Source organism: Stenotrophomonas sp. GD04024, assembly GCF_029837545.1.
GTDB classification, from domain to species: Bacteria; Pseudomonadota; Gammaproteobacteria; order Xanthomonadales; family Xanthomonadaceae; genus Stenotrophomonas; species Stenotrophomonas forensis.
Genome location: NZ_JAOEDV010000003.1, coordinates 99,692 through 122,372 on the forward strand (window position 1 = coordinate 99,692; position 22,681 = coordinate 122,372).

The window sequence follows — 22,681 nt, forward strand, 5'->3', positions numbered from 1 at the left end:
CAGGGCTGGTCATTTCCGTTGAAACTGCCCATTCAGGACACTTTCGTTACGGGAACGTTATGTGCCGATGGCCGCCGCCCGTGCCACCACCCACTCCTCCAGGAAGCCCATGTCCGCCTCTCACAAGGCGCTGCGCCCGCGTCCGCTGGTGCTTGCGCTGTCGTCCCTGATGCTGGTCTCGTCGCCGGCCTTCGCGCAGGAAAGCGCACCCACCCAGCTACAGGAAGTGAAGGTCACCGGCTCGCGCATTCCCCGCGCCAGCGTCGAGGGGCCGTCGCCGGTGACGGTGATCAGCCGTGAGCAGATCGATGCACAGGGCTACCGCAATGCCTTCGATGCATTGAGTGCCCTGACCGAGAACACCGGCAACGTGCAGGGCGAGGACTTCGGCAATACGTTCACCCCGGCCGCCAACACCATCAATCTGCGGGGGCTGGGCCCAAACCGCACGCTGGTACTGGTCAACGGCCGACGCCAGTCCGACTACCCACTGGCCTACGAAGGTTCGGTGAACGTGGTCAACCTGGCCAACATTCCGAGCGCGCTGATCGAGCGCATCGAGGTGCTGGCTGCCGGTGCATCGGCGGTGTACGGCTCCGATGCCATCGCCGGCGTCGTCAACATCATCCTCAAGGACCACTTCGAGGGCGTGGACGTCAACGTGCGCGCTGGCGGTACCCAGCAGGGCGGTGGCGACAACCAGCGCGTGCAGGTGGTCGGCGGCGGTTCCGGTGAGCGCTGGGACGGCCTGTTCGGCTTCGAGTTCGATGTGCGCAAGGCGATCCACGCGCGCCAGCGCGACTTCATGGATTCGCTGGACGATGACCCGACCGGCAAGGCGCCGCAGGCCACCGCCATCGCCTACCGGCGCAACGCCGCCACCGGCCGCAACATCGACCCGGGTACGAACGGCTGCGACCCGGCGTCGGGCATCTACGGCGGCAGTGTGTTCCGTGCCTTCAACCCGCGCCAGGGCTGGTACTGCGGCAGCAACGAGGCTGCCGCCAGTTACTGGACCGTGCAGACCGAGAAGCGCAACCTCAATGGATATGGCCTGCTGACCTTCCACGTCAACGAGACCACCGACCTGTTCGCCGATCTGGCCGTGGGCAGCGCACGCATCACCAACAACACCCGCGCGCCCACCTGGACGTCGGCCCGCAACTATTTCTACAACCAGACCACCGGCAACCTGGAGAGCTGGTACCGTCGCTTCGCACCGGAAGAGATTGGTGGCCTGCCGCGCAACGCCAACCGCTTCCTGGAAAACTCGTGGTCGTTCAACGTCGGCGCGCGAGGCCGGATCGGCGACAGCGACTGGGACTATGAAGCGGTCTACAGCCGTTCCCGCTACGAGAACCGTACCCGTCGCCCGGTACTGCTGGCCGGCATCAACGAATACCTGCTCGGCCCGAAGCTGGGCGTGCGCGATGGCGTGGAGGTCTATGCACCGGACCCGGCACGCCTGTTCAAGCCGCTGACGCCGAACGAGTACGCGGGGCTGTCCGATTACCAGGAAAGCCGCAATGCGGCGTGGCTGCAGACCTTCAGCGCCAGCATCAACGGCCGCCTGTTCGAGCTGCCCGGCGGTGATGCCGCGCTGGCGGCGGTGGTCGAGGCTGGCAGCCAGGGTTACCGCAACCGCCCTGATCCGCGGCTGGGGAGTGGAGAGTTCTGGAATACCAGCGCCGGCATCGGTGCCGGGGGCGAGCGCGACCGCTATGCGGCGGGTGTTGAACTGCAACTGCCGTTGCTGAAGTCGCTGACCACCACCCTGGCCGGTCGCTACGACCAGTACCGTGCCGGCGGCGAGCACCTCGGCAAGGCCACCTGGAGCTTCGGCGTGGAGTTCCGCCCGATCGAGAGCCTGCTGATCCGTGGTACCGCTGCGACCAGCTTCCGCGCGCCGGACATGAACTACGTGTTCGCCACCGAGACCCGTGGCTACAACCCGGGCATGACCGACTACTGGCGTTGCCGCACCGCAGGCCAGTCGTATGACAACTGCGACTACAACGGCCTGTCGATTGACTACAGCAACCGCGCGAATGCGCAGCTGCAGCCGGAAACCGCCAAATCCTATGGCTTCGGCGTGGTCTGGTCGCCGCTGGCCGGGCTGGATTTCAGCGCTGACTACTACGACATCCGCATCGACAACGAGGTGACCAGCCTCGACACCAGCCGCATCCTGCGCGACGAGGCCGATTGCCGCCTGGGCCGCACGCTGGGCGGAGAGGCGCGTGATATCGGCTCACCGTTGTGCCAGGACGCGCTGTCGCGGGTGATCCGCAACCCCTCCAACGCCACCGTGCAACCGGACCAGGTGACCCGCGTGCTGATCAACCCGATCAACGCGGCGTCCGAATCGGTGCGCGGCCTGGACCTGAAGGGCAACTGGCGTTTCGATGCGGGCCGCTATGGCCGCTTCACCACGCGCCTGGCCTACACCGTGGTGCTGGAGCACACATACCGGCAGTTCTCCGACGACCCGGAGCGCGACATCCGCAATTCGCTGGATGACTACCAGTGGCGCAGCAAGGCCAACGGCAGCATCACCTGGAACCAGGGTGACTGGACCACCACGCTGTATGGCAACCGTTTCGGCTCGCTGCCAAAGAGTGATGGCAGTGGCCGCATGGGTCCGTACATGACCTACAACGCCAGCGTGTTCCGCCAGTTTGGTGACAACCTGTCGGTGGGCGTGATCGTCAACAACCTGCGCGACAGCCGCCCGCCGGCAGACAGGAACGGAGGCGGCTGGCCGTTCTATCCGGTCGGCAACTACGACCCGTATGGCCGCCAGTACTGGTTGCAGCTGGACTACCGGTTCCGCTGATCCCGCTGCAAGCGAAAGGCCCGGCATTGCCGGGCCTTCTGCTTTTGGCTCATTGTGCGGTGCCGCTGCGCCCGCCGTCGGTTCAGGGCAGCGCCTGCTGCAGGTACGACTCGATGACATAGCTGAAAGGCTGCTGCTGGCGGTCGCGCAACAGGGCGCGCACTTCCAGGATCACGCCATGATCGCCTTCGCCGCGCGGCGGCCAGAAGGTCTGGTCGGCCAGGGTCTGGCGCTGGAAGCCGAGCGGGCCGACCACGCGCCCGAAGGGCTCGTCGGTGCTGTCCAGCACGTCGTTCATGGCCGGGCTGAGGTGGCCGGGCAGGTACCAGTTGTCGGCCTCGGACAACACGCGGGTGCCACAGACCAGCTGCACGCGGCGGTAGCGCAGGGCGGTACCGGATTGCGCCGCGCCCAGCGCCTGCAACACGTCGGCCGGTGCCGGCTTGTCCTGGCCGCGCACGCGCACCGCACGCACCCGTGCCTGCTCGGCCAGGCCATGCTCGGCGCACCAGTGCTCCAGGGTGGCGGTAGCGCTCTGCCCGGACAGCACGCGCTGGTGCAGCCGTTCGACCAGCGCAGCCGGCGCGATGCGCTGCTGTCCAGGCGGTGCCTGCAGCGGTGCAGTGGCGGCGGCATCAGTGGCGGACAGGCTGGCGATCGGGGCGGCGGCAAGCAGGGACGCGGCCTGCCAGCGGCGGAGACGATCGTGGCGGTCGGACGGGCCCATGCGGCATCACAGCGGAAACAGGTGCCTATGGTACCCGTTCAGGCGTGTGCACGGCGTGGCAGCGGCCGGCCGTCGTTGCGGCATTCATCGTTCTGATGAATGCATGGCATCCAGATATTTCGTTGGCCGATGGGGGTGCCGGGGGCGCAGGATGGCGCCATGACCTGGCTTTGCGGGAGTTTCCGATGACGCTTCAGTTCGTCCATGGCGGCGTGGATCGCGACGGTGCACCGTTGCATTTCCACATCCGCAACGGACGCATCAGCGGCCTGAACGCAGAAGGCACGCCGCGCGAAGGTGCGGAAAGCGTCGATCTGAGCGGCTTTGCCGTCCTGCCAGGCCTGGTGGACGGCCATATCCACCTGGACAAGAGCTTCGTGGGTGATCGCTGGCATCCGCACCAACCGGTGAACAGCCTGCGTGAGCGCCTGGCGGTGGAGAAGGCGGCGGTGGCGGGCGCGGCACCGATGGTCGACCGGGCCGAGGCGCTGATCCGCCAGTGCAGCGGCTTCGGCACGGTGGCGATGCGCTGCCACGTCGACATCGATGGCAGTACCGGGCTGCGCCATCTGGACGCGGTGCGCGAGGCGGCGCTGCGCTGTGCCGACATCGTGCGCATCCAGCTGGTGGCGTTCCCGCAGGCCGGGGTGATGTCCTGCCCAGGCACCGCCGCAGTGCTGGAGCAGGCCATTGCCGCGGGCGTGGAGGTACTGGGCGGCATCGACCCGACCACCCTCGACGGCGATGCCGAAGGCCAGCTGGCGCTGTTGTTCGGCCTGGCCGAGCGCTATGGCGTGCGGCTGGACATCCATCTGCACGAACCCGGCGAGACCGGGCTGGCACAGCTGCTGCGCATCGCTGCGCGGACCCGGGCGGCCGGATTGCAGGGCCGGGTGGCGGTCAGCCATGCCTATTCGTTGGGTGAAGTGCCGCTGGCGCGCGCGCTGCAGGTTGGCGAGGCGCTGGCCACGGCCGGCGTAGCCATCATGAGCAATGCACCGGGCGACCACCCGTTCCCGCCATTGCGTGCGCTACATGACGCCGGCGTGCGCGTGTTCGCCGGCAACGACAACATCCGCGACTGCTGGTGGCCGTACGGCAATGGCGACCTGCTGCAGCGGGCGATGCTGCTGGGCTACCGCTCCGGCTTCTACACCGATGCCGACCTGATGCTGGCGCTGGACATGGTCACCACCCATGCCGCTCAGGTGATCGGACTGCCACAGTACGGCCTTGCGGAGGGCCTCCCGGCCACCTTCGTCGCGGTGCGTGCCGACCATGGCCCGGCGGCGGTGGCTGCAGTGCCAGTGCAACGCCGCGTGGTGGTGGACGGCCGCTGGCTGTAGATCCACGCCATGCGTGGGTGATGCGATCGAATCCGGCGCGCGGCTCACACGTAATCGTCGGCGCGGGTCGCGACGAACTCCTCCAGCCACGCCAGCAGGTGGGCAATGTCGATCACCTCGCCCTGCTCGACGCGCTTGAGCAGCAGCGTACTGGCACCGATCTGCAGGCTGCTGTCGGCATAGCGCAGCACCGCATCGATGCCCCAGGCGTCGGTGACCTGCATCCACGCCAGGCCTGGCACGCGCTGGGCCAGGGTGTCGCCGAACGCCACGCCAAGGGCCTCCCAGCCGTCGCCGTCGTCACGGTCGATCAGTTCGGCGTCGACCACACGCTGCAGCGTGCTGGCTGGCAGTGGCCATTGCACCGGCAGGCTGGGGAAACCGGCCGCCACGCGTGCAGCGATCAACGACCGCTGGTGTTGCAGATGGGTCTGCAGGGCAGCGGGCAGGGGATCGAAGCGGGCGGGAATTTCGTCGGACATGGCGAGGCGCCGCGGAGCACGGAAACAGTGGGCACTGTATCTGGCGATGTGACGCCCAGGCGCGGCAGGATTGTTCAGATATCGATGTCTGATGCGCGAAACGCATCCACACATGGCGCGGATCTACGCTGCTCAATCCGGTTCGCGCTGCACCTGCCGCCACAACTCGCTGGCCAGCGCGCGCACGGCGTCATCGGCATCGGCGCGATGCAGCAGGCCGATCTCGTAGTTGTCGATCACCGGCAGGTCGCGCTCACCATCGATGATGCGGTGTTCACGCATGACCGCGCGTCGGGGCAGCAGGCTGATGCCGATGCCATCGGCCACCGCGCCCTGGATGCCGCTGAGCGACGAGCTGGTGAAGGCGATGCGCCAGCGCAGGCCCAGCGCTTCCACGGCGTGGATCATCTCGTCGCGATACAGCCCGCGCGGCGGGAAGGTGACCAGCGGCAGCGGATCCAGCTGCAGGCAGCTGCTGCGCAGGCTGTCGATCCAATGCATCGGCTCACGCCGGCAGTGCACGGCCTGACGCGTGTTGCGACGCTGTTTGACCAGCACCAGGTCCAGCTCGCCATGGTCGAATCCGTGCGCCAGGTCGCGGCTCAGTCCGCTGCTGATCTCCAGCTTCACCTGCGGATGGCGACGGCTGAAGGCCGCCAGCATCCGCGTGGTCTGCGCGTTGACGAAGTCCTCGGGCACGCCGATGCGTACGGCGGTCTCCACCGTGGCACCGGCCAGTGCCTGCGCCATTTCCTCGTTCAGGTCGAGCATGCGCCGCGCATAGCCGAGCAGGGTGTGGCCGGCATCAGTGGGATGCACGTCGCGGTGGCCCCGTTCGAGCAGGCGGTGCCCGGCCAGTTCCTCCAGGCGGCGCACCTTCTGGCTGACCGTGGACTGGGTCGAATGCAGTCGCGTGGCGGCGGTGGTGAAACTGCCACAGTCGGCCACCATCGCCAGCGCCCGCAGCAGGTCCAGTTCGAACAGGGTTCTATTCGATTTGGCACTGTCTGGCATTTGAACATTTCACTTCTGGATGCAAGTGGCGACTTCTACCATGCAGGAAAGGGGGCGGCAAGCATGGCGCTGCGGTTGTGCCGGCAGCGCCCGCAGGACCCGCCGAACAGGAGAAACGAAGATGCGTATCCATCGTTGCCGTCGCTGGCCCGCTCCGCTGGGGCGCCTGCTGCTGCTGTGCCTGCTGGCGATGGCCATTCCTGCATGTTCGGCCACCGCGGGCTCGCCCGATGCGCGCCTGCGCGACGCGGCCGCCCGCGGCGACAGCGAGGCGGTGCGCGCGGCGCTGGAAGAGGGCGCCGATCTCGACGCTCGCGACGGCCAGGGTCGTACCGCGCTGCTGCTGGCCACGCATGGCAACAACGTGGATGCCGCGCGCGAGCTGATCGAGGCCGGTGCCGACGTCAATGCCAAGGATGCGTTGCAGGACAGTGCCTACCTGTACGCCGGTGCGCGTGGCCTGGACGAAATCCTGGCGATGACGCTGGCGCACGGCGCTGATCTGCACAGCACCAACCGCTATGGCGGTACCGCGCTGATTCCGGCCGCCGAGCGCGGCCACGTCGCCACCGTGCGCACGCTGCTGCGCGCGGGCGTTGCGGTGGATCATGTCAACCGCCTGCACTGGACCGCATTGCTGGAAGCGATCCTGCTCGGCGATGGAGGTCCGCGTCATGTGCAGATCGTGCAGCTGCTGCTCGATGCCGGTGCCGATCCCGAACGGGCTGACGGCGATGGCGTGACACCACTGGCCCATGCACGGCAACGCGGCTACACCGACATCGAAGCACTGCTGCGCCAGTACGGCGCGGTGCGCTGAGGCCCGACCCTTCCACCCGCACGCTGGGCGTGCCCATCAGGATGCTGTCCATGTTCCGTTTCCATTCGCTGTCTCTTGCCGTCCTTGTTGCGGTGGCGCCGCTGTCGGCCGCGGCCGCCGAGCGTGCCGACCTGCTGATCCGCAATGCCACCGTGGTGGATGTCGAACATGCCAGCACGCTGCCTGGGCAGAGCGTGGTGATCCGCGGCGAGGACATCGTTGCCGTTGGTCCGGACGCGCAGCTGCGCAGCCAGTGGAAGACCACCCGCCAGATCGATGCCAAGGGCAAGTACCTGATCCCGGGCCTGTGGGACATGCACGTGCACTTCGGCGGCGGCCCGGCGCTGATCGAAGAAAACAAGGCGCTGCTGCCGCTGTACATCGCGCACGGCATCACCACCGTGCGTGACTGCTCCGGCGACCTGCCCGAGCAGGTGCTGCAGTGGCGTGGCGAGATCGCCAAGGGCACCCTTTTCGGGCCGCGCCTGCTCAGTTCGGGCGCGAAGATCGAAGGCATCAAGCCGGTCTGGAAGGGCACGATCGAAGTGGGCAGCGAGGCGGACGTCGATCGGGCGATCGCCCGCCTGCAGCAGGACAAGGTCGATTTCGTGAAGATCACCGACAGTACGCTGAAGCCGGAGCTGTTCCTGTACTCGGCCAGTGCCGCACGCAAGGCGGGTTTCAAGGCGTCCGGCCATATCCCGATGGCGCTGACCGTGGAGCAGGCCGTCGATGCCGGGCTGGCTTCGATCGAGCACCTGGACTATGCGTTCAAGGCCGGCAGCAAGGACGAGGCGCAGATCGCAGCCGACTTCGCCGCCGGCCGCATCGACCGCGCGGAAGCCAACCGGCGGCTCGACGCCAGCTTCGACCGCGATACCGCGATGCGCGCCTACCGCGATTTCGCCAGGCGTGGCGTGTTCGTGACCCCGACCCTCAACGGTGGCCGCATCCTCGACTTCCTCGACCAGGATGACCACGCCAACGACCCGTACCTGGCCTACATCGGCCCGGGCCTGCGCGCGACCTACCAGTGGCGCGTGGACCGCGCCGCGAAGGCCGCGCCCGCGCAGATCGAAGCGCGCCACGCGCAGTACCACCAGGTGGCCGCAGTGCTGCCGCTGCTGCAGGAGGCGGGCGTGACGATCATCGCCGGCACCGATGCGGGTTTCCTGAACTCGTACAACTTCCCGGGCATTGCGCTGCACCAGGAACTGCAGCTGTTCGTGAAGGAGGGCCTGAGTGCACCGCAGGCGTTGTCGGCAGCGACCCGTTCCGGCCCGGCCTGGTTCGGCCAGATCGATCGCTACGGTGGCGTGGACACCGGCAAGGCCGCCGACCTGGTGCTGCTGACCGCCAATCCATTGCAGGACATCGCCGCTACCGAAAAGATCGACAGCGTGATCCTGCGTGGCAACGTGTATGACCGTGCGGCGCTGGACAGGATGCTGGCCGAGACCCGGGCCAAGGTTGCCGCCTGGAATGCCGAGGCAGCCAAGCAGTAGACCTGCGCCATGCAAGGATGAGCCCCTTGCTTCCGGCACGGGAACGATTCGATGCGGGCATCTAGCATGGTGCCCGTTTTCCGTTCGAATCCCTGCATGCCTGCTTCGCCCACCCTGCTGCCGCCTGCGCCGGTTGCACCGCTTTCGTTGCCGCGCCCGCATTGGGTGATGCTGGCGTTGTGGGCGCTGTTGATTGCCACCGCTGTGCCGGCAGTGCACCTGACTCGACAGCCTGGTGGCCTGGTGCCGGCGACGTTGTTCATCCTTGGCGCCGAACTGCCCTGGATGCTGGCAACGCCACCGCTGTGGGCCGCGTGCCGGCGCTGGCCATTGTCCGCGCGCAGCCATCTGGTCGGGTGGTTGTTGCTGGGCCTGCTGCTGATCCCGCTGCTGACGGCCATTGGATGGACCTTGGGCCACCTGCTGCTGCAGCTGTGGCAGGAACAGCCATGGCCGGCACTGCCGCAGGCGATGCGAGCGATCGGCATCACGGCGCTGTTCGCACTGCCGACCTTCATTGCGGTGGCAGGCGTCGGCCATGGCCTGGCCGGAGCGCAGCGGCTGAAGGCGCAGACGGAGGCGTTGCAGCAGGCCCGTGAAGTCGCCCTGCGGCAGCACCTTCAGCACCATTTCCTGTTCAATGCACTCAATGCCATCGGCGGATTGGCGTTGCAGAGGCCGCATCTGGCGGACGCGGCGCTGGCGCAGCTGTCATCGCTGCTGCGGGACACGCTGCAGTGCCCGGCGCAGCGTGCGCTGGCCGACGAGCTGGGGGCCGCGCAGGACTACGTCGCCCTGCAGTCACTGCTGCGCGACGAGGCACTGCATCTTCGCCTGCATGCCAGCGCCCAGGCGCTGGCGTGGCGGGTGCCGGGCCTGCTGCTGCAGCCGTTGATCGAGAACGCGGTACTGCATAGCGGCTGGCAGCCGGGTGATGAACCGCTGTGGATCGAGCTGCGTGCGGAGGTGGACGGGGGGCTGCTCGAGGTGTCGCTGTTCAATGCCTGCGTGCGACCCAGCAGCGGCGATGGCCTGGGCACCGGCCAGGCGGCATTGAAGCGGCGGTTGGCGATGATCGGGGGGCGCTTGCGCGCTGGCAGCGAGGGCGGTGGTTACCGCGCGCGGCTGATCCTGCCGCGGGTGGCCACGTGACGCGACCGCTGAGTGTGTTGCTGGTGGATGACGTAGCGCTGGCGCGTGATCGCCTGCGCCGGTTGCTGGCGGGGATGCCGCAGGTCAGGGTCGATGCGGAAGCGGCAACGCTGGCGCAGGCGCGCGATCATCTGCAGGGGCGACGTTTCGACCTGCTGCTGCTGGACCTGGCCCTGCCCGACGGCCACGGATGGGCGTTGCCACTGCAGCAGCCGGCGCTGGCGGCGCACACTATTTTCGTGACCGCGCTGCCTCACCACGCGCTGCGTGCCTTTGAACTGGGCGTGGCCGACTACCTGCTCAAGCCGGTGGCGGCACCGCGGCTGCAGGAGGCGATCGAACGGGTGCGGCGCTTGGCCGGCCTCGCCCCGGCCGCGGGCGGCAGTACGCGGGTGCTGGCAGTACCCGACGCCGGCGGCGTCCGCTATGTGCCGCTGGCGCAGATCGACTACATCGACATGGCCGGTCACTATGCCTGCGTGCATGTGGGGCAGCAGCTGCATCTGCTGCGTGAACCGCTGGCACGGTTGGCCGAGCGGCTGGGAGATGGGGAACTGCTGCGCGTGCATCGTTCGGTGCTGGTGAACCCGCTGCGGGTGCGGTCCCTGATCGAGCGGCACAACGGCGATGCGCTGCTTGAACTGGCCGAAGGCGTGCAGGTGCCGGTCAGCCGCAGCTACCGGCCGGCGCTGGAGGAGGCGCTGGCCGCACGGTCCTGACCCACGGCCGGTGCCAGCGGCGGCACGGTTGGTGCCAGTTCCGCTGAAGCATCCCGCCTCCGGAGCGCGGCCGGTGCACCCTGCTGCATTCCAGATCAGGGTAGGACACGAGAATGCGTTGGGGCTTGGGGATTCTGTTGGGTGCGCTGGCGCTGCCCGCGCTGGCGGGGGTAACGGTGCACGTTGATGATCATCCCGGGCGCGCCGATCGCGTTCCTGCCATCACGGTCGAGGGCCTGGCAGCGGCCGAAGTGATCCAGCTGCGCTTGTCGATGCGCGACCGCCGGGGCCAGCGCTGGCAATCACATGCTGCCCTGCGTGCGGATCTGCAGGGACGTGTCGACATCTCCCGCACTGGATCGGAGCAGGGCAGCTACCGGGGCGTCGACGCAAGCGGGCTGATCTGGTCGATGCAGCCGCAGGAGGGGACGCCCAACGCCCTTCCTTTGCAGTGGCAGCGCTCCGACGATGGCCTGGGATTCCAGCCGCAGCACTTCGAGCTGGAGGTGGAGCGGGCAGGATCGGTGGTTGCGCGCAGAACCCTGCGACGCCACCTGATGCTGCCGAGCGTCCAGGTGCAACGGGTCGAAATGGACGGGCGCGAAGCGCACCTGTATCTGCCAGCCGGCCTGCAGGCCGAGGCCAGGGCCCCTGCGCTGGTGACATTGGGCGGCGCGGAAGGTGGATTCGAGGGCGGCGACACCTATGCTGCGTGGCTGGCCAGCAACGGCTATGTCGCGCTGTCGGTGGCCTGGTACCGCGGGCCAGGGGTGCCCAAGGACCTGATCGAGGTTCCGCTGGAGACCGTGCGCGATGCAGCGCGCTGGCTGCAGCTGCACCCGCGGGTCAACCCGCAACGGGTGGGGCTGATGGGGGGCTCATGGGGCGGCATCGTGACCATGGCCACCGCAGTACATCTGCCCGAGCTGCGCGTTGCGGTGTCCTGGGTGGGCAGCCCGGCTCCTTTCCGCGGCATCGCGCGTGATGTGGCGCCCGCCGACTTCCGCGCGGTCGACCGTTCGCCGTTGAGCTGGAAGGGCAGGCCGCTGCCGTGGCTGCCGTATCGCAAAGACATTGATTGGGGAGCCCCAGGGCCGCAATGGGAGCCCGCGTTGCAGGCCGCGCTGCTGCCCATCGAGACGATGGCCGCGCGCACGCTGTGGATCGGCGGAGGTGATGATCGGCTCGGCGATTCCGGCGTGATGATGGCGGTGGCACAGCGCAGGCTCGCTGCGGCAGGGCGCGGTGATCGCGATCGCTTCCTGTACTACGCGGATGCAGGGCACCTGATCACGCCGCTGCTGCAACCGACCACCCACCGCCATGATGTGGGGCCGTATCTGCAGGTAGGTGGAACGCCTGAAGGACACGCACGCGCTGATCGTGAGGTGGGGCCGGCGGTGCTGGCGTTCCTGGCGGAGGCCCTGTAGCCGGCCGGGATTCATCCATGCATGGCGTGGATCTATTGAGCGTGGGACCCTGGCGTCAATCCAGCCCGCTGTCATCCAGGCTGATGATGCCGCGCCGCAGCGCCTGGGTGACCGCATGCGTGCGATCACCCACGCCAAGCTTGTCCATCAGGCTCTTCATGTGCGCCTTCACCGTCTGCTCGGAAATCTGCATGCGTTCGCCGATGCGCTTGTTCGACAGGCCCGCCGCCACGTGCCGCAGCACCTCGGTTTCACGGGGTGACAACCGGTCTTCCACCACGTGCGCGGCGATGCTGGCAGCCACCGCCGGTGGGATCGGTGCGCGCCGGCCACCGGCCACCATGCGGATGGTGTCGACCAGTTCATGGCGCAGCATGTCCTTCAGCAGGTAGGCACTGGCACCGGCCTGCAGTGCGCGCACCGCACGCACATCGCCGCGGTAGGTGGTCAGCACGATGATCCGCGCGCGCGGGTCGAGCGCGCGGATCCGCACGATCGCTTCAACGCCATCCAGGCGTGGCATCTGCAGATCCATCAGCACCACGTCCGGGTGCAACCGCTGGTAGCACGCGATGGCCTCTTCGCCGTCGGCGGCTTCGCCAAGCAGCTGCAGGTCGGCCTGCGCGCCCAGCAGCGCTGCCAGGCCGTCGCGCAGCAGGGGGTGGTCATCGACCACCAGGACGCGGATCGGGGCAGGGATTTCAGTCATGCTTCGGTGTGCTCCAGGGCCAGCGCCAACGCGATGGAAGTCGGTGATACAGGCGCCGCGCGGGGACCGCCAGCGCAATTTCGGTACCCAGTCCGGGGCGCGTCCACAGCTGCAGCTCGGCACCCAGACGCTGCGCCCGCTCGCGCATGCCCTGCAGGCCCCAGTGGCCGTGGCCGGCGTTCTCGTCGGCGATACCCACGCCATCATCGCGCACGTGCAGCAGGAAGCAACGCGTGCCGTAGGACAGCTCCACCTCGATGGCACTGGCGTCGGCGTGACGCAGCGCATTGCGGATCGCCTCGCGCCCGATCAGGAAGACCTCTTCAGCGGCGTCGGCCTGAAGCAGTGGCGCTGCCCCCTCCACGGTCAGGCGCAGCGGGTTGGTGCCCTGGCCGGCGTACTCGGCGTGCACATCGGCCAGCGCCGACGCAAGGTCGCGATCGGCGAACGGGCCATCACGCAATGCGTTGACCCGCTCGCGGCCTTCGGCCAGGTTGCGCTCGGCCAGCTGCATCGCCGACTCCAGCTGGCTGCGCACCGGCGCCGGGGTCTGCGCGGACTGGCTGATCGCATGCAGGCGCAGGATCAGGCCCTGGCTGCCCTGCAGCAGGGTGTCATGCAGGTCGCGGGCGATGCGTTCGCGTTCACCGTGGCGCTCCTGCAGACGGGCACGGAACAATGCCGCCAGCTGGCCACTGCGGATGCGTACGGCCATCACCAGCAGTGCCAGTATCGCCGCTGCGCACAACAGCTTGAACCACACCGTCTGCATGAACGTAGGCGCGATGCGGAAGCTGCGGCTGGCCGGCGTGGTGCTCCAGATGCCGTCTTCGTTGGCAGCTTCCACCTCGAAGCGGTAATTGCCCGGTTCCAGGTTGGTGTAGTACGCACGGGTACTGCTGCCGGCGTCCTGCCAGCCGTCGTCGACGCCGGACAGGCGATAGCGGTAGCGGTTGCGCTCCGGGCGTGCCAGCGACAGCGCCACGTAGTCGATCTGCAGCTGGCTGGTGCCTGCCGGCAGGCGCAGGCCGTCACGCAGGGGCTGGTGTGCACTGCCGTACAGCACCTCGCCGATGCGCACGCTGGGCGCCATCATGTTGACGTGCGAGCGCGTGGTATCCAGCCAGGCCAGGCCCTGGTTGGTGGCCAGCCACAGCAGTCCGTCATCGGCCAGCGCGGCGGTGGCGATCGGCCCGCTCTGCAGGGCAATGCCTGGCATGCCGTCTACCGCATCGAACAGGCGCGGCGTCACCTGTATTCCGGTGCGCAGGGCGAGGCGCAGCTGGCTGCTCTGCAGCCGTACCAGGCCCCGGCTGCCATTGAGCCACAAGTGGCCACGTGCGTCGGCGACCATGCCGGTGATGCCCTCGAGCACACCGGCCATGTCAGTGCGGACGGGCACGAATGGGCCATTTCCCACGCGCGCGGCAAGGCCGGCTTCGCCGGCCACCAGCAGCAGATCCTGATGCTGCAGCAGCGCGGTCACCGGCCCCACGGCAAGCCCGTGGGTGGCATCGAAGGTGTCGATGCCCGTGCTGCGCATGCGGCGCAGCCGGCCGTCGGCATAGCCGAGCAGCAGCTGACCCTCGTGGTCCAGTGCAAGCGTTGAACAGGACAGCTCGGGCAAGCGCGTTTCGCGCCGCCATTGGCCATGCCGGTAATGCAGTACGCCGTGTTCGCCACTGCAGACCCAGGCCTGTTCGTCGTCGGCGAACAGCAGGGCATGCAGCGGTTGCCCGGTGAATGGTGCCGGCAGTGGAATCAGGGTGGTGTGGCCGGCCACCGTGCGTGCCAGGTTGACCCAGTCGAACTGCCAGACCGGCGTGGGCGCCTGGCGTGCGGCCGTCTGCAGCTGCGCGGCGTTGCCGTCCAGCAACGGCCGGCGCAGATCGTACAGTTTGAGGTCTTCGCCATAGCCATACACGCGTCCATCGCTGGCCCGCACCAGTGAGTGGTAGGGGTCGCTGGGGCCGGCGGTGAGCGTATGCACGCTGCGTGCGCGGAAGCGGTTGAGGCCAAGATTGGTGCCGACCCAGAGGTTGCCCTCGCGATCGACGATGATCGGCACGGCCGACGTGGCGGTCAGCCCGTGCGGTGAATCGAAGCGCTCCATGCGCACGGCATGGTCGCCCTGGAAGGTGACCCGCGCCACGCCGCCATGTGGGCTCATCGTGGCCCACAGCGCACCATCGGCGGTGAACTGCAGGCGCGCGGCGACCAGATCCGGCAATCGCCGTGCTTCGCGCTCGTGCTCGGCCATCAGGCCCTGCGCGTTGGCCAGCGGCGAGGTGCCGCGCACGCGGTCGGCCAGCCACACTTCGCCCTGCGGGCTTTCCGCCAGTGACGCCATCTGCGATACGGCGATGCCGGTGTCCTTGAATACGGCATCGCCTGATGCGCGCATCCAGACCTTCAGGTCGGCCAGAACCCAGAAGGTGCCGCGGCTGTCATGCAGCACCCATTGCACGCGATGCTCCGGCACGCCGGTCCCGCTCGGCAGTGGTTGCCAGCGCTGGCCGTCGAACCAGCGCAGGCCACCATTGATGGCCGCCCACAGCCGACCGTCGCGGCCCTGGCTGAACTGCGGAACCACGCCGACCGGAACGCCCTGGCGGCGGCCGTAGTTGTGCAGCTGGCCGCGCGCGAGCTGGCTGATGCCGGCCTGGAAGTAGCCGATCCAGAGTGCGCCATCGCTGCCGTGCGCCAGCGTGACCATGTTGGAGGAGGGAAAGGCGCTGCCGACCGGTGCCGGCTGGCGTTCAAAGCGGCGGCCATCGAAGCGGTAGAGGCCCGAGCCGGTGGCCAGCCACAACAGGCCATCGCGGTCCTGGCTGATGTCCCAGATATCGCCGGGCGCGCCCTGGCCAACCCGCCAGGCGGTGTGCTCGTAGCCGGGCAGGCCGCTGCTCAGCAAAGGGCGCTGCACGGCGAACGCCTGCAGGGAGATCAACAGCAGCAGGCACGCCAGCAGCGCTGGCAGGCGCTGCTGGAACGGGAAGGGGCGGCCATGCATGGCGGGCATTCTGTCAGGTACGGGGCAGGCCAGGGTGACCCGAACGGGGTAGGCGCATGGCGCGGCGCTGGGCTATCACCCCGGCATGTTCCGTGGAGCCCGGCCATGCAGCGCCTGTTTGTGATGTTTCCCGACCGTGCACCGGGCCTTGGCCTGCTCTGGCTGCGGCTGTGCGTGGCCGCTGCGTTGTGCATGCCGGCGCCGCACGCCGGTGAGTGGTCGATCCCCGGCCTGCTGGTGGCCGCGATGCTGGTGCTGGGCGTGCTGACCCCGCTGGCGGCGGTGTTGGCAACGCTGGGCCTGTACCTGCTGGCCCAGCCGTGGGCACTGGTGCCACTGCCGCTGGCGCTGCTGCTGCTTGGGCCGGGTGCCTATTCGCTGGATGCCCGGCTGTTCGGCCGTCGCCTGCTGGGGCGGCGGCCCCCCCCATTCGGGTAGGTGCCGGCTTCGTCCGACGGGGGTAGGGCTTCCGGCGCGTGGCACCGACCATGAGCCACCCCTCTGCGGCGTCCCCCATGGCCATCGTCTCCCTGCCTGCTTCGCCCGCCGCATCGCTGGCCCCGCACCAGACGGCGGCGTTGCAGCGTGCCCTGCGCTATGTCGATGACCACCTGTCGCAGCCGCTGCGGGTGACCGAGCTGGCGGAGGCTGCCTGTGTCAGTCGCTTCCATCTGGTGCGCCTGTTCCGTAGCGGCACGGGCGCGAGCCCGCTGCGCTACGTGCGCCGCCGCCGCATCCAGCGCGCCTGCCAGCTGTTGCCGGACGCGAAGCAGCCGATGTCATCCCTGGCGCAGCAGCTGGGCTTTTTCGACCAGAGCCATTTCGTCCGCAGCTTCCGCGCCGAGACCGGCTGCAGCCCAGGCCAGTACCTGGCCGGCGATGCGGCCCTGTTGCTTCCCGCAGAAAATGTTTCCAACGGAGTCCATCCATGAGCCTTGCCACCGCTGTTGCCGCCCCGTCCCTGTTGTCGCCCACCGATCACGCGCTGGTGCTGATCGACTTCCAGTCGCAGATGGCATTCGCCACCCATACCATCGACATCTCGGCGCTGCGCAACAACGTGTCGCTGATCAGCAAGGGCGCCAAAGGCTTCAACGTACCGGTGCTGCTGACCACGGTGGCCGAAACGTCGTTCTCCGGCCCGATGTTCCCGGAACTGCCGGAGATCTTCCCGGGCCGGCCGGTGTTCGACCGGACCTCGATGAATACCTGGGAAGATCAGGCGGTGATCGCGGAGATCAATCGCATCGGCAAGCGCCGCCTGGTGCTTGCCGGCCTGTGGACCAGCGTCTGCATCGTCGGTCCGGCGCTGTCAGCGCTGGCGCAGGGGTTCGAGGTGTACGTGATCACCGATGCCTGTGGCGATGTCAGCGAAGAGGCCCACGAGCGTGCGATCACCCGCATGGTGCAGGCCGGCGCGGTGCCGATGACCAGCGTGCAGTACCTGCTTGAACTGCAGCGCGACTGGGCACGTGGCGAGACCTACGAGCTGACCACCGGCATCGCCCGCGACCACGCCGGCGGCTATGGCATCGGCATCCAGTACGCCAAGCGCATGTTCGGCGCGCAGGAAGGCGGGCACTGAGCATGCTGGCCGGCCATGGCCTCGACCTGGCCCTGCTGATGCTGCGCGTGGCAGCCGGAGGCTTCCTGCTGCCGCACGCGCTGGGCAAGCTGTTCGGCTGGTTCGGAGGCCCCGGGCTGGCCGGTTTTGCCACTGAACTGCGCGGCTTCGGCCTGCCAGCGGTGGCACCGCTGCCGCTGTTGCTGGCCCTGCTGCAGGTGCTGTCCGGGCTGGCCGTGCTGCTGGGCTGGCAGACCCGGGTCGCCGCGCTTGCGGCGGCTGCCTTCATCGGCTTCACCGTACTGTTGGCCTTGCCCAGGGGCTGGTTCTGGATGCGCGGCGGTGGCGAGTACCCGTTGATGTGGACCACGGTACTGCTGGCCCTCGCGCTGGCCGGGCCCGGCGCCTGGGCACTGGATGGCCAGCGCCTTCCAGGAGACCTCGCATGAGTCACGATCCACTCGACCACGGCCGCCGCAACGTGGTGCTGGGCGGCAGCGCCGCGATGGCGCTGGGCCTGGCTGGCCGCGCCGGAGCTGCATTCGATTCCACTTCCAAGGAGCGTCGCATGAGCACGCTGGTCATCCGCAATGCCCGCATCACCACCCTCGACCCGCAGCAGCCACACGCACAGGCGCTGGCCGTGCAGGAGGGGCGCATCGTTGCCGTCGGCAGTGACGAGCAGATCATGCGCGACTGGGGCACCGAAGCGACCCTGATCGATGCGCAGGGCCGGCGCCTGTTGCCCGGCCTCAACGACAGCCACACGCATCTGATCCGCGGCGGCCTGAACTACAACCTGGAACTGCGCTGGGATGGCCTGCGTTCGCTGGCCGATGCGATGGCGATGCTGAAGGCACAGGTTGATCGCACCCCGGCGCCGCAATGGGTACGCGTGGTCGGTGGCTTCACTGCCGCGCAGTTCAACGAAAAGCGCCTGCCGACCCTGCAGGAACTCAACGACATCGCGCCGGATACGCCGGTATTCCTGCTGCACCTGTACGACCGCGCGCTGCTCAACCGCGCTGCGCTTCGGGCCTGTGGCTACACGAAAGACACGCCGGACCCGCCGGGCGGGCAGATCGTGCGCGACTCGCTGGGCAACCCGACCGGACTGCTGCTGGCCAAGCCCAACGCGCTGATCCTGTATGCAACGCTGGCCAAGGGGCCCCGGCTGCCGATCGAGTACCAGGCCAATTCCACCCGCCACTTCATGCGTGAGCTGAACCGGCTGGGCATCACCTCGGTGATCGACGCCGGAGGCGGTTTCCAGAATTATCCGGAGGACTACCAGGTCATCGAGCAGCTGCACCGCGATGGCCAGCTGACAGTGCGCATCGCCTACAACCTGTTCACCCAGAACAAGGGCAAGGAAGTGGATGACTTCCGCGGCTGGAGCGAGATGCTGCAGCCTCGCCAGGGCGATGACCTGCTGCGCCACAATGGGGCCGGCGAGATGCTGGTGTTCTCCGCTGCCGACTTCGAGCTGTTCAACGAGCCACGCCCGGAGTTGCCGGCGGAGCTGGAACCGGAACTGCACGTTGTGGTGAAGCTGCTGGTCGAGAAGCGTTGGCCGTTCCGCATCCACGCCACCTACGACGAGAGCATCACCCGCATCCTGGACGTGTACGAGCAGGTCAACCGCGAGGTGCCGTTCGATGGCCTGCACTGGTTCATCGACCATGCCGAGACCATCACTCCGCGCAACATCGAACGCATCCGCGCGCTCGGCGGCGGCATCGCCGTGCAGCACCGCATGGCCTACCAGGGCGAGGCCTTCGTCGAGCGCTACGGTGTGCAGGCGGCGCGGCATACGCCGCCGGTGAAGCGGATGCTGGCCGAAGGCGTGCCGGTGGGTGCCGGAACCGATGCCACCCGCGTGGCCAGCTACAACCCGTGGGTGGCGTTGTCCTGGCTGGTGACCGGGCGCACCGTGGGCGGCCTGGCCCTGTACGGCGATGAGAACCTGTTGGAGCGCGAACAGGCGCTGCGCCTGTGGACCCAGGGCAGCGCGTGGTTCTCGGGCGACGAAGCGGTGAAGGGCACGCTTAAGGCTGGCCAGCTGGCCGACTTCATCCTGCTGTCGGCTGATTTCTTCCGCGTCGATGACGCGCAGATCGCCGACATCACCAGCGTGTTGACCGTGGTCGGTGGCCGCATCGTGCACGCCGACGGTGACTACGCCGGCCTGGCCCCGCAGCTGCCGCCGGCGATGCCCAACTGGTCGCCGGTGAACCGGTTTGGCGGCTACCACGTGGGTGGAGCCGCGACCGGCCTGGCCGCTGCCCACCGCCATCACCACGGTGTGGCCTGCAGTACGCATGGCGCCCATGGTCATGCCGCCCGGCACGTGGCGCCGACCGATGACCTGACCGCGTTCTGGGGCGCGATGGGATGCTCGTGCTTCGCGTTCTGAGCCTGGCGCTGCTGGCCATGCCGGCGCTGGCGCTGGCCTGCGACGGCGGCCACTGCAGCGATGCGGGCGACGGCCAACTGCAATGGGATGCGTCGCTACGCGTGCGTGGCCTGTACTACGATCCGACCCGCTTCGGCATCGGAGGCGCAGAGGATGGCTACGGCCTGCTGCGTGCGCTGGCCTCGGCCACCTATGGGGAAGACACCTGGCAGGCGAAGCTGCAGCTGGGTGTGCACGCCGAGAGTGGCAAGGCCGGCGGCCCCGGCCGTACCGATCGCAGCGCGTTGGACGTGCAGCAGGCGTACTGGCGCTGGCAGCACGGTGGCTTTCATCTGCAGCTGGGGCGGCAGGAGGCCGGCTACGGCAGTTCGCGGCTGTTGTCGGTACGCGATGGGCCGAACATCCGCCTGGCCTTCGACGGCGCACGTGCAGGCTGGAAAGGCCGTCTTGGCATGCTGGACCTGATGGTGCTGCGGCCGGTGGAGAATCGAACCGGTGCCTTCGATGATCGGGGCGAACACGGTGCCCACCTGTGGGGTGCGTACGCCACGACGGCGCGCGGTCAGGCGGCGGGCCAGTGGGATCTGTACCTGCTGGACTACCGCCGCGACGGCGCGCGCTTCGCCGCAGGCAGCGGTACCGAACGTCGGCAGACACTCGGCGCGCGCTGGTTCGGCCAGGCCGGTGCACTGGACTGGAACAACGAACTGGTGGTGCAGGGCGGTGAGCTGCGGACCGTCACGGGTGACCTCGACATCCGCGCCTGGACGCTGGCTACTGATACGGGTTGGCGCTGGCCGGACCTGCCGCTGCAGCCACGGCTGGGCCTGAAGGCCGACATCGCCAGCGGCGACGGTAGTCTGCGCGATGGCCGGCTGGCAACGTTCAATGCCTTGTTCCCGAAATCGGCCTACTTCAGCGAGGCCAGCCTGCTGGCACCGGCCAACCTGATGGATATCCAGCCTACGCTGAGCCTGCGCCTGCACGACGCAGTGACGACGGAGCTGGGCGTACAGATGGCCTGGAAGCATCGGCGCGCCGATGCGGTCTACACCACGCCGGCACCGCTGGCGGCGCTGCCAGGCAGTGCCGGTGGTGCGCGCCGCATCGGCAACCAGTACAAATCCGAAACCCGCTGGCAGGCCAGCGAACACTGGCAATGGCAGCTGCAGCTGGCCTGGGTCGATGCCGGTCCTGCACTGAAGCAGGCCGGGGGCCAGGACACGCTGTTCGCCTCGATCGTTGGAGCATGGCAATGGTGAACGCAACCGCGTCGCAACCTTCCGTACCGGCCGCAGGGGCCTGGTCGCCGTTGAAGATCCGGATGTTCCGTTCGATCTGGCTGGCGATCCTGGCCAGCAACATCGGCACCTGGGTCAATGATGTGGCCGCCGCCTGGGTGATGGCCGAGCGCACCGGCTCACCGTTGATGGTGGCGCTGGTGCAGTCGGCGACCACGGTGCCGATCGTGCTGCTGGCACTGGCCGCCGGCACCCTGGCCGACATCGTCGACCGGCGCAGGTACCTGCTGGCCACCCAGGGCTGGATGCTGCTGGTGGCTGCGGTGATGGCGGCGCTGACCGCGATGGACATGCTGACCCCGCAGCTGCTGGTGCTGCTGACCTTCTGCATGGGGTGTGGCGCGGCGATGGCGATGCCGGCGCAGGCCGCGATCGTGTCCGAACTGGTGCCGCAGCCGATGCTGGCCTCGGCGGTGGCGCTGAACTCGATCGGCATCAACATCGCGCGCTCGATCGGCCCGGCCATCGGCGGCGTGATCGTGGCCCAGCTCGGTGCGGTCTGGGCCTTCGGTTTCAACGCCATCACCTTCGCCGCGATGCTGTTCGTGGTGTGGGGCTGGAAGCGCGACCCGAAGCAGTCCAGCCTGCCGCCGGAAGGCTTCGGTGCCGGCCTGAAGGCAGGCCTGCGCTATGCCAGCCGCGCCGGGCGGCTGCAGGCAGTGCTGATCAAGTCGGTCGGCTTCTTCTTCTTCTTCGCCGCGGCGATGAACGCCTTGCTGCCGGTGGTGGTGCGCGGGCAGATGCAGGGTGGGGCGGGGCAGTACGGCATGCTGCTGGGCTGCATTGGCATCGGTGCGGTCGGCGGCGCGCTGCTGTTGCCGAAGCTGCGCGCACAGATGGACCGCGACCTGCTGGTGCTGCTGGCCACGCTGTCGCTGGCGTTGAGCCTGGTCGGGCTGGCGCTGACCCGCAGCTGGTACGTGCTTCCCGTGGTGATGCTGGTCAATGGCTTTGCCTGGATCACCGTGCTCTCTTCGCTGCAGATCGCCGCGCAGACGGCGGTACCGGCGTGGGTACGTGCGCGCGCGCTGGCGCTGTACATCATGGTGTTCTCTGCCGGCATGGCCGCTGGCGGCCTGAGCTGGGGCGCGCTGGCGCAGCGCACCTCGCCTGAGCTGGCCCTGCTGGTGGCTGCTGCCGGTGCGGTGATCGGCGGACTGCTGGTCTGGCGCGTGCGCATCGCCGGTACTGAAGACCTGAACCTGCGTCCGGCCGGGCACTGGCCGGCACCGGAACTCTCAGTACCGGTATCCAATGATCGCGGCCCGGTGCTGGTGACCATTGAATACCGCATCGACGATGCCGATCGCAGCGCATTCCAGGCGCAGATGCGCGCGCTGGGAACGATCCGTCGCCGTGATGGCGCCGTGGTCTGGGGCGTGGTTGAGGATGTGGCGACGCCGGGCATCCACCTGGAGTATTTCGTGACCCCGTCGTGGCTGGAGCATCTGCGCCAGCACGAACGCATCACCGCCGATGACAAGGCGATCCAGGAGGTGCTGCGCGAACTGCATCGCGGCGAACGGGCACCAGTGGTACGTCACTTCGTGGGCGGCCATGACCCGCTGCCCAAGGCCGGCGTTCCGCACCACCACAGTGACATCTGACCTGCTCTGGTGGAGCCGGCCGCTGGCCGGCTGCATGTGC

The 22,681-nt window shown here is 68.3% G+C and carries 19 protein-coding genes; 14 read left to right on the top strand and 5 right to left on the bottom strand.

The window, feature by feature from the left end:
* The first annotated feature begins 109 nt into the window (after positions 1-109).
* Complete coding sequence (locus N7590_RS01815; protein WP_164240424.1) at positions 110-2,836, top strand: TonB-dependent receptor; 2,727 nt, start codon at positions 110-112, stop codon at positions 2,834-2,836.
* Positions 2,837-2,918: 82 nt separating this feature from the next.
* On the opposite strand, the gene N7590_RS01820 is transcribed toward N7590_RS01815, so the two are convergent.
* Positions 2,919-3,563: a hypothetical protein gene (locus tag N7590_RS01820; RefSeq protein ID WP_164240422.1), complete on the bottom strand. Its 645-nt coding sequence runs from the start codon at positions 3,561-3,563 to the stop codon at positions 2,919-2,921.
* A gap of 185 nt (positions 3,564-3,748) precedes the next feature.
* Here N7590_RS01820 and N7590_RS01825 point away from each other — a divergent pair, with 185 nt between their 5' ends.
* Entirely contained in the window at positions 3,749-4,909 is a 1,161-nt protein-coding gene (locus N7590_RS01825; protein WP_164240420.1) for an amidohydrolase family protein, read from the top strand.
* Between the two features lie 44 nt (positions 4,910-4,953).
* On the opposite strand, the gene N7590_RS01830 is transcribed toward N7590_RS01825, so the two are convergent.
* The gene (locus N7590_RS01830) at positions 4,954-5,391 is read right to left on the bottom strand and encodes a DUF3806 domain-containing protein (RefSeq protein WP_053450015.1); all 438 of its coding nucleotides are present in this window, start codon (positions 5,389-5,391) and stop codon (positions 4,954-4,956) included.
* 132 nt (positions 5,392-5,523) lie between these two features.
* Entirely contained in the window at positions 5,524-6,405 is an 882-nt protein-coding gene (locus N7590_RS01835; protein ID WP_164240419.1) for a LysR substrate-binding domain-containing protein, read from the bottom strand.
* A 121-nt stretch (positions 6,406-6,526) separates the two neighbouring features.
* On the opposite strand from N7590_RS01835, the gene N7590_RS01840 reads away from it, so the two are divergent.
* The 5 genes from N7590_RS01840 to N7590_RS01860 all read left to right on the top strand — a co-directional run bounded on the left by N7590_RS01840 (position 6,527) and on the right by N7590_RS01860 (position 12,031).
* Positions 6,527-7,225: an ankyrin repeat domain-containing protein gene (locus N7590_RS01840; protein WP_053450013.1), complete on the top strand. Its 699-nt coding sequence runs from the start codon at positions 6,527-6,529 to the stop codon at positions 7,223-7,225.
* Between the two features lie 50 nt (positions 7,226-7,275).
* Entirely contained in the window at positions 7,276-8,730 is a 1,455-nt protein-coding gene (locus N7590_RS01845) for an amidohydrolase family protein (protein ID WP_164240417.1), read from the top strand.
* A gap of 96 nt (positions 8,731-8,826) precedes the next feature.
* Entirely contained in the window at positions 8,827-9,882 is a 1,056-nt protein-coding gene (locus N7590_RS01850) for a histidine kinase (protein WP_239544053.1), read from the top strand.
* On the top strand, positions 9,879-10,601 hold the full coding sequence (locus tag N7590_RS01855) for a LytTR family DNA-binding domain-containing protein (protein ID WP_164240413.1): 723 nt from the start codon (positions 9,879-9,881) through the stop codon (positions 10,599-10,601). The genes N7590_RS01850 and N7590_RS01855 overlap by 4 nt, the downstream gene beginning before the upstream one ends.
* A gap of 125 nt (positions 10,602-10,726) precedes the next feature.
* Entirely contained in the window at positions 10,727-12,031 is a 1,305-nt protein-coding gene (locus N7590_RS01860) for an acyl-CoA thioesterase/bile acid-CoA:amino acid N-acyltransferase family protein (RefSeq protein ID WP_239544050.1), read from the top strand.
* Between the two features lie 55 nt (positions 12,032-12,086).
* Here the strand turns inward: N7590_RS01860 and N7590_RS01865 are convergent, their stop codons facing one another.
* Complete coding sequence (locus N7590_RS01865; RefSeq protein ID WP_164240408.1) at positions 12,087-12,740, bottom strand: response regulator transcription factor; 654 nt, start codon at positions 12,738-12,740, stop codon at positions 12,087-12,089.
* Complete coding sequence (locus N7590_RS01870) at positions 12,733-15,762, bottom strand: sensor histidine kinase (protein ID WP_279935027.1); 3,030 nt, start codon at positions 15,760-15,762, stop codon at positions 12,733-12,735. Before N7590_RS01870 ends, N7590_RS01865 begins: the two co-directional genes overlap by 8 nt.
* 96 nt (positions 15,763-15,858) lie before the next feature.
* Here N7590_RS01870 and N7590_RS01875 point away from each other — a divergent pair, with 96 nt between their 5' ends.
* The 7 genes from N7590_RS01875 to N7590_RS01905 all read left to right on the top strand — a co-directional run bounded on the left by N7590_RS01875 (position 15,859) and on the right by N7590_RS01905 (position 22,641).
* Positions 15,859-16,191 (top strand): hypothetical protein, encoded by a 333-nt coding sequence (locus tag N7590_RS01875; RefSeq protein WP_164240405.1) that lies wholly within the window; start codon positions 15,859-15,861, stop codon positions 16,189-16,191.
* Between the two features lie 50 nt (positions 16,192-16,241).
* Positions 16,242-16,685, top strand: coding sequence for an AraC family transcriptional regulator (locus tag N7590_RS01880; protein WP_164240403.1), 444 nt, complete (start codon positions 16,242-16,244; stop codon positions 16,683-16,685).
* Positions 16,682-17,338, top strand: a complete 657-nt coding sequence (locus N7590_RS01885; RefSeq protein WP_164086273.1) for a hydrolase — start codon at positions 16,682-16,684, stop codon at positions 17,336-17,338. The genes N7590_RS01880 and N7590_RS01885 overlap by 4 nt, the downstream gene beginning before the upstream one ends.
* A gap of 2 nt (positions 17,339-17,340) precedes the next feature.
* A complete protein-coding gene (locus N7590_RS01890; RefSeq protein WP_164240401.1) occupies positions 17,341-17,766 on the top strand; it encodes a DoxX family protein in 426 nt (141 codons plus the stop codon).
* A 119-nt stretch (positions 17,767-17,885) separates the two neighbouring features.
* Complete coding sequence (locus N7590_RS01895) at positions 17,886-19,733, top strand: amidohydrolase (RefSeq protein WP_204275088.1); 1,848 nt, start codon at positions 17,886-17,888, stop codon at positions 19,731-19,733.
* On the top strand, positions 19,712-20,995 hold the full coding sequence (locus N7590_RS01900) for an alginate export family protein (RefSeq protein ID WP_164240397.1): 1,284 nt from the start codon (positions 19,712-19,714) through the stop codon (positions 20,993-20,995). Before N7590_RS01895 ends, N7590_RS01900 begins: the two co-directional genes overlap by 22 nt.
* A complete protein-coding gene (locus tag N7590_RS01905; protein WP_279935028.1) occupies positions 20,989-22,641 on the top strand; it encodes an MFS transporter in 1,653 nt (550 codons plus the stop codon). Before N7590_RS01900 ends, N7590_RS01905 begins: the two co-directional genes overlap by 7 nt.
* Positions 22,642-22,681 lie beyond the last annotated feature (40 nt).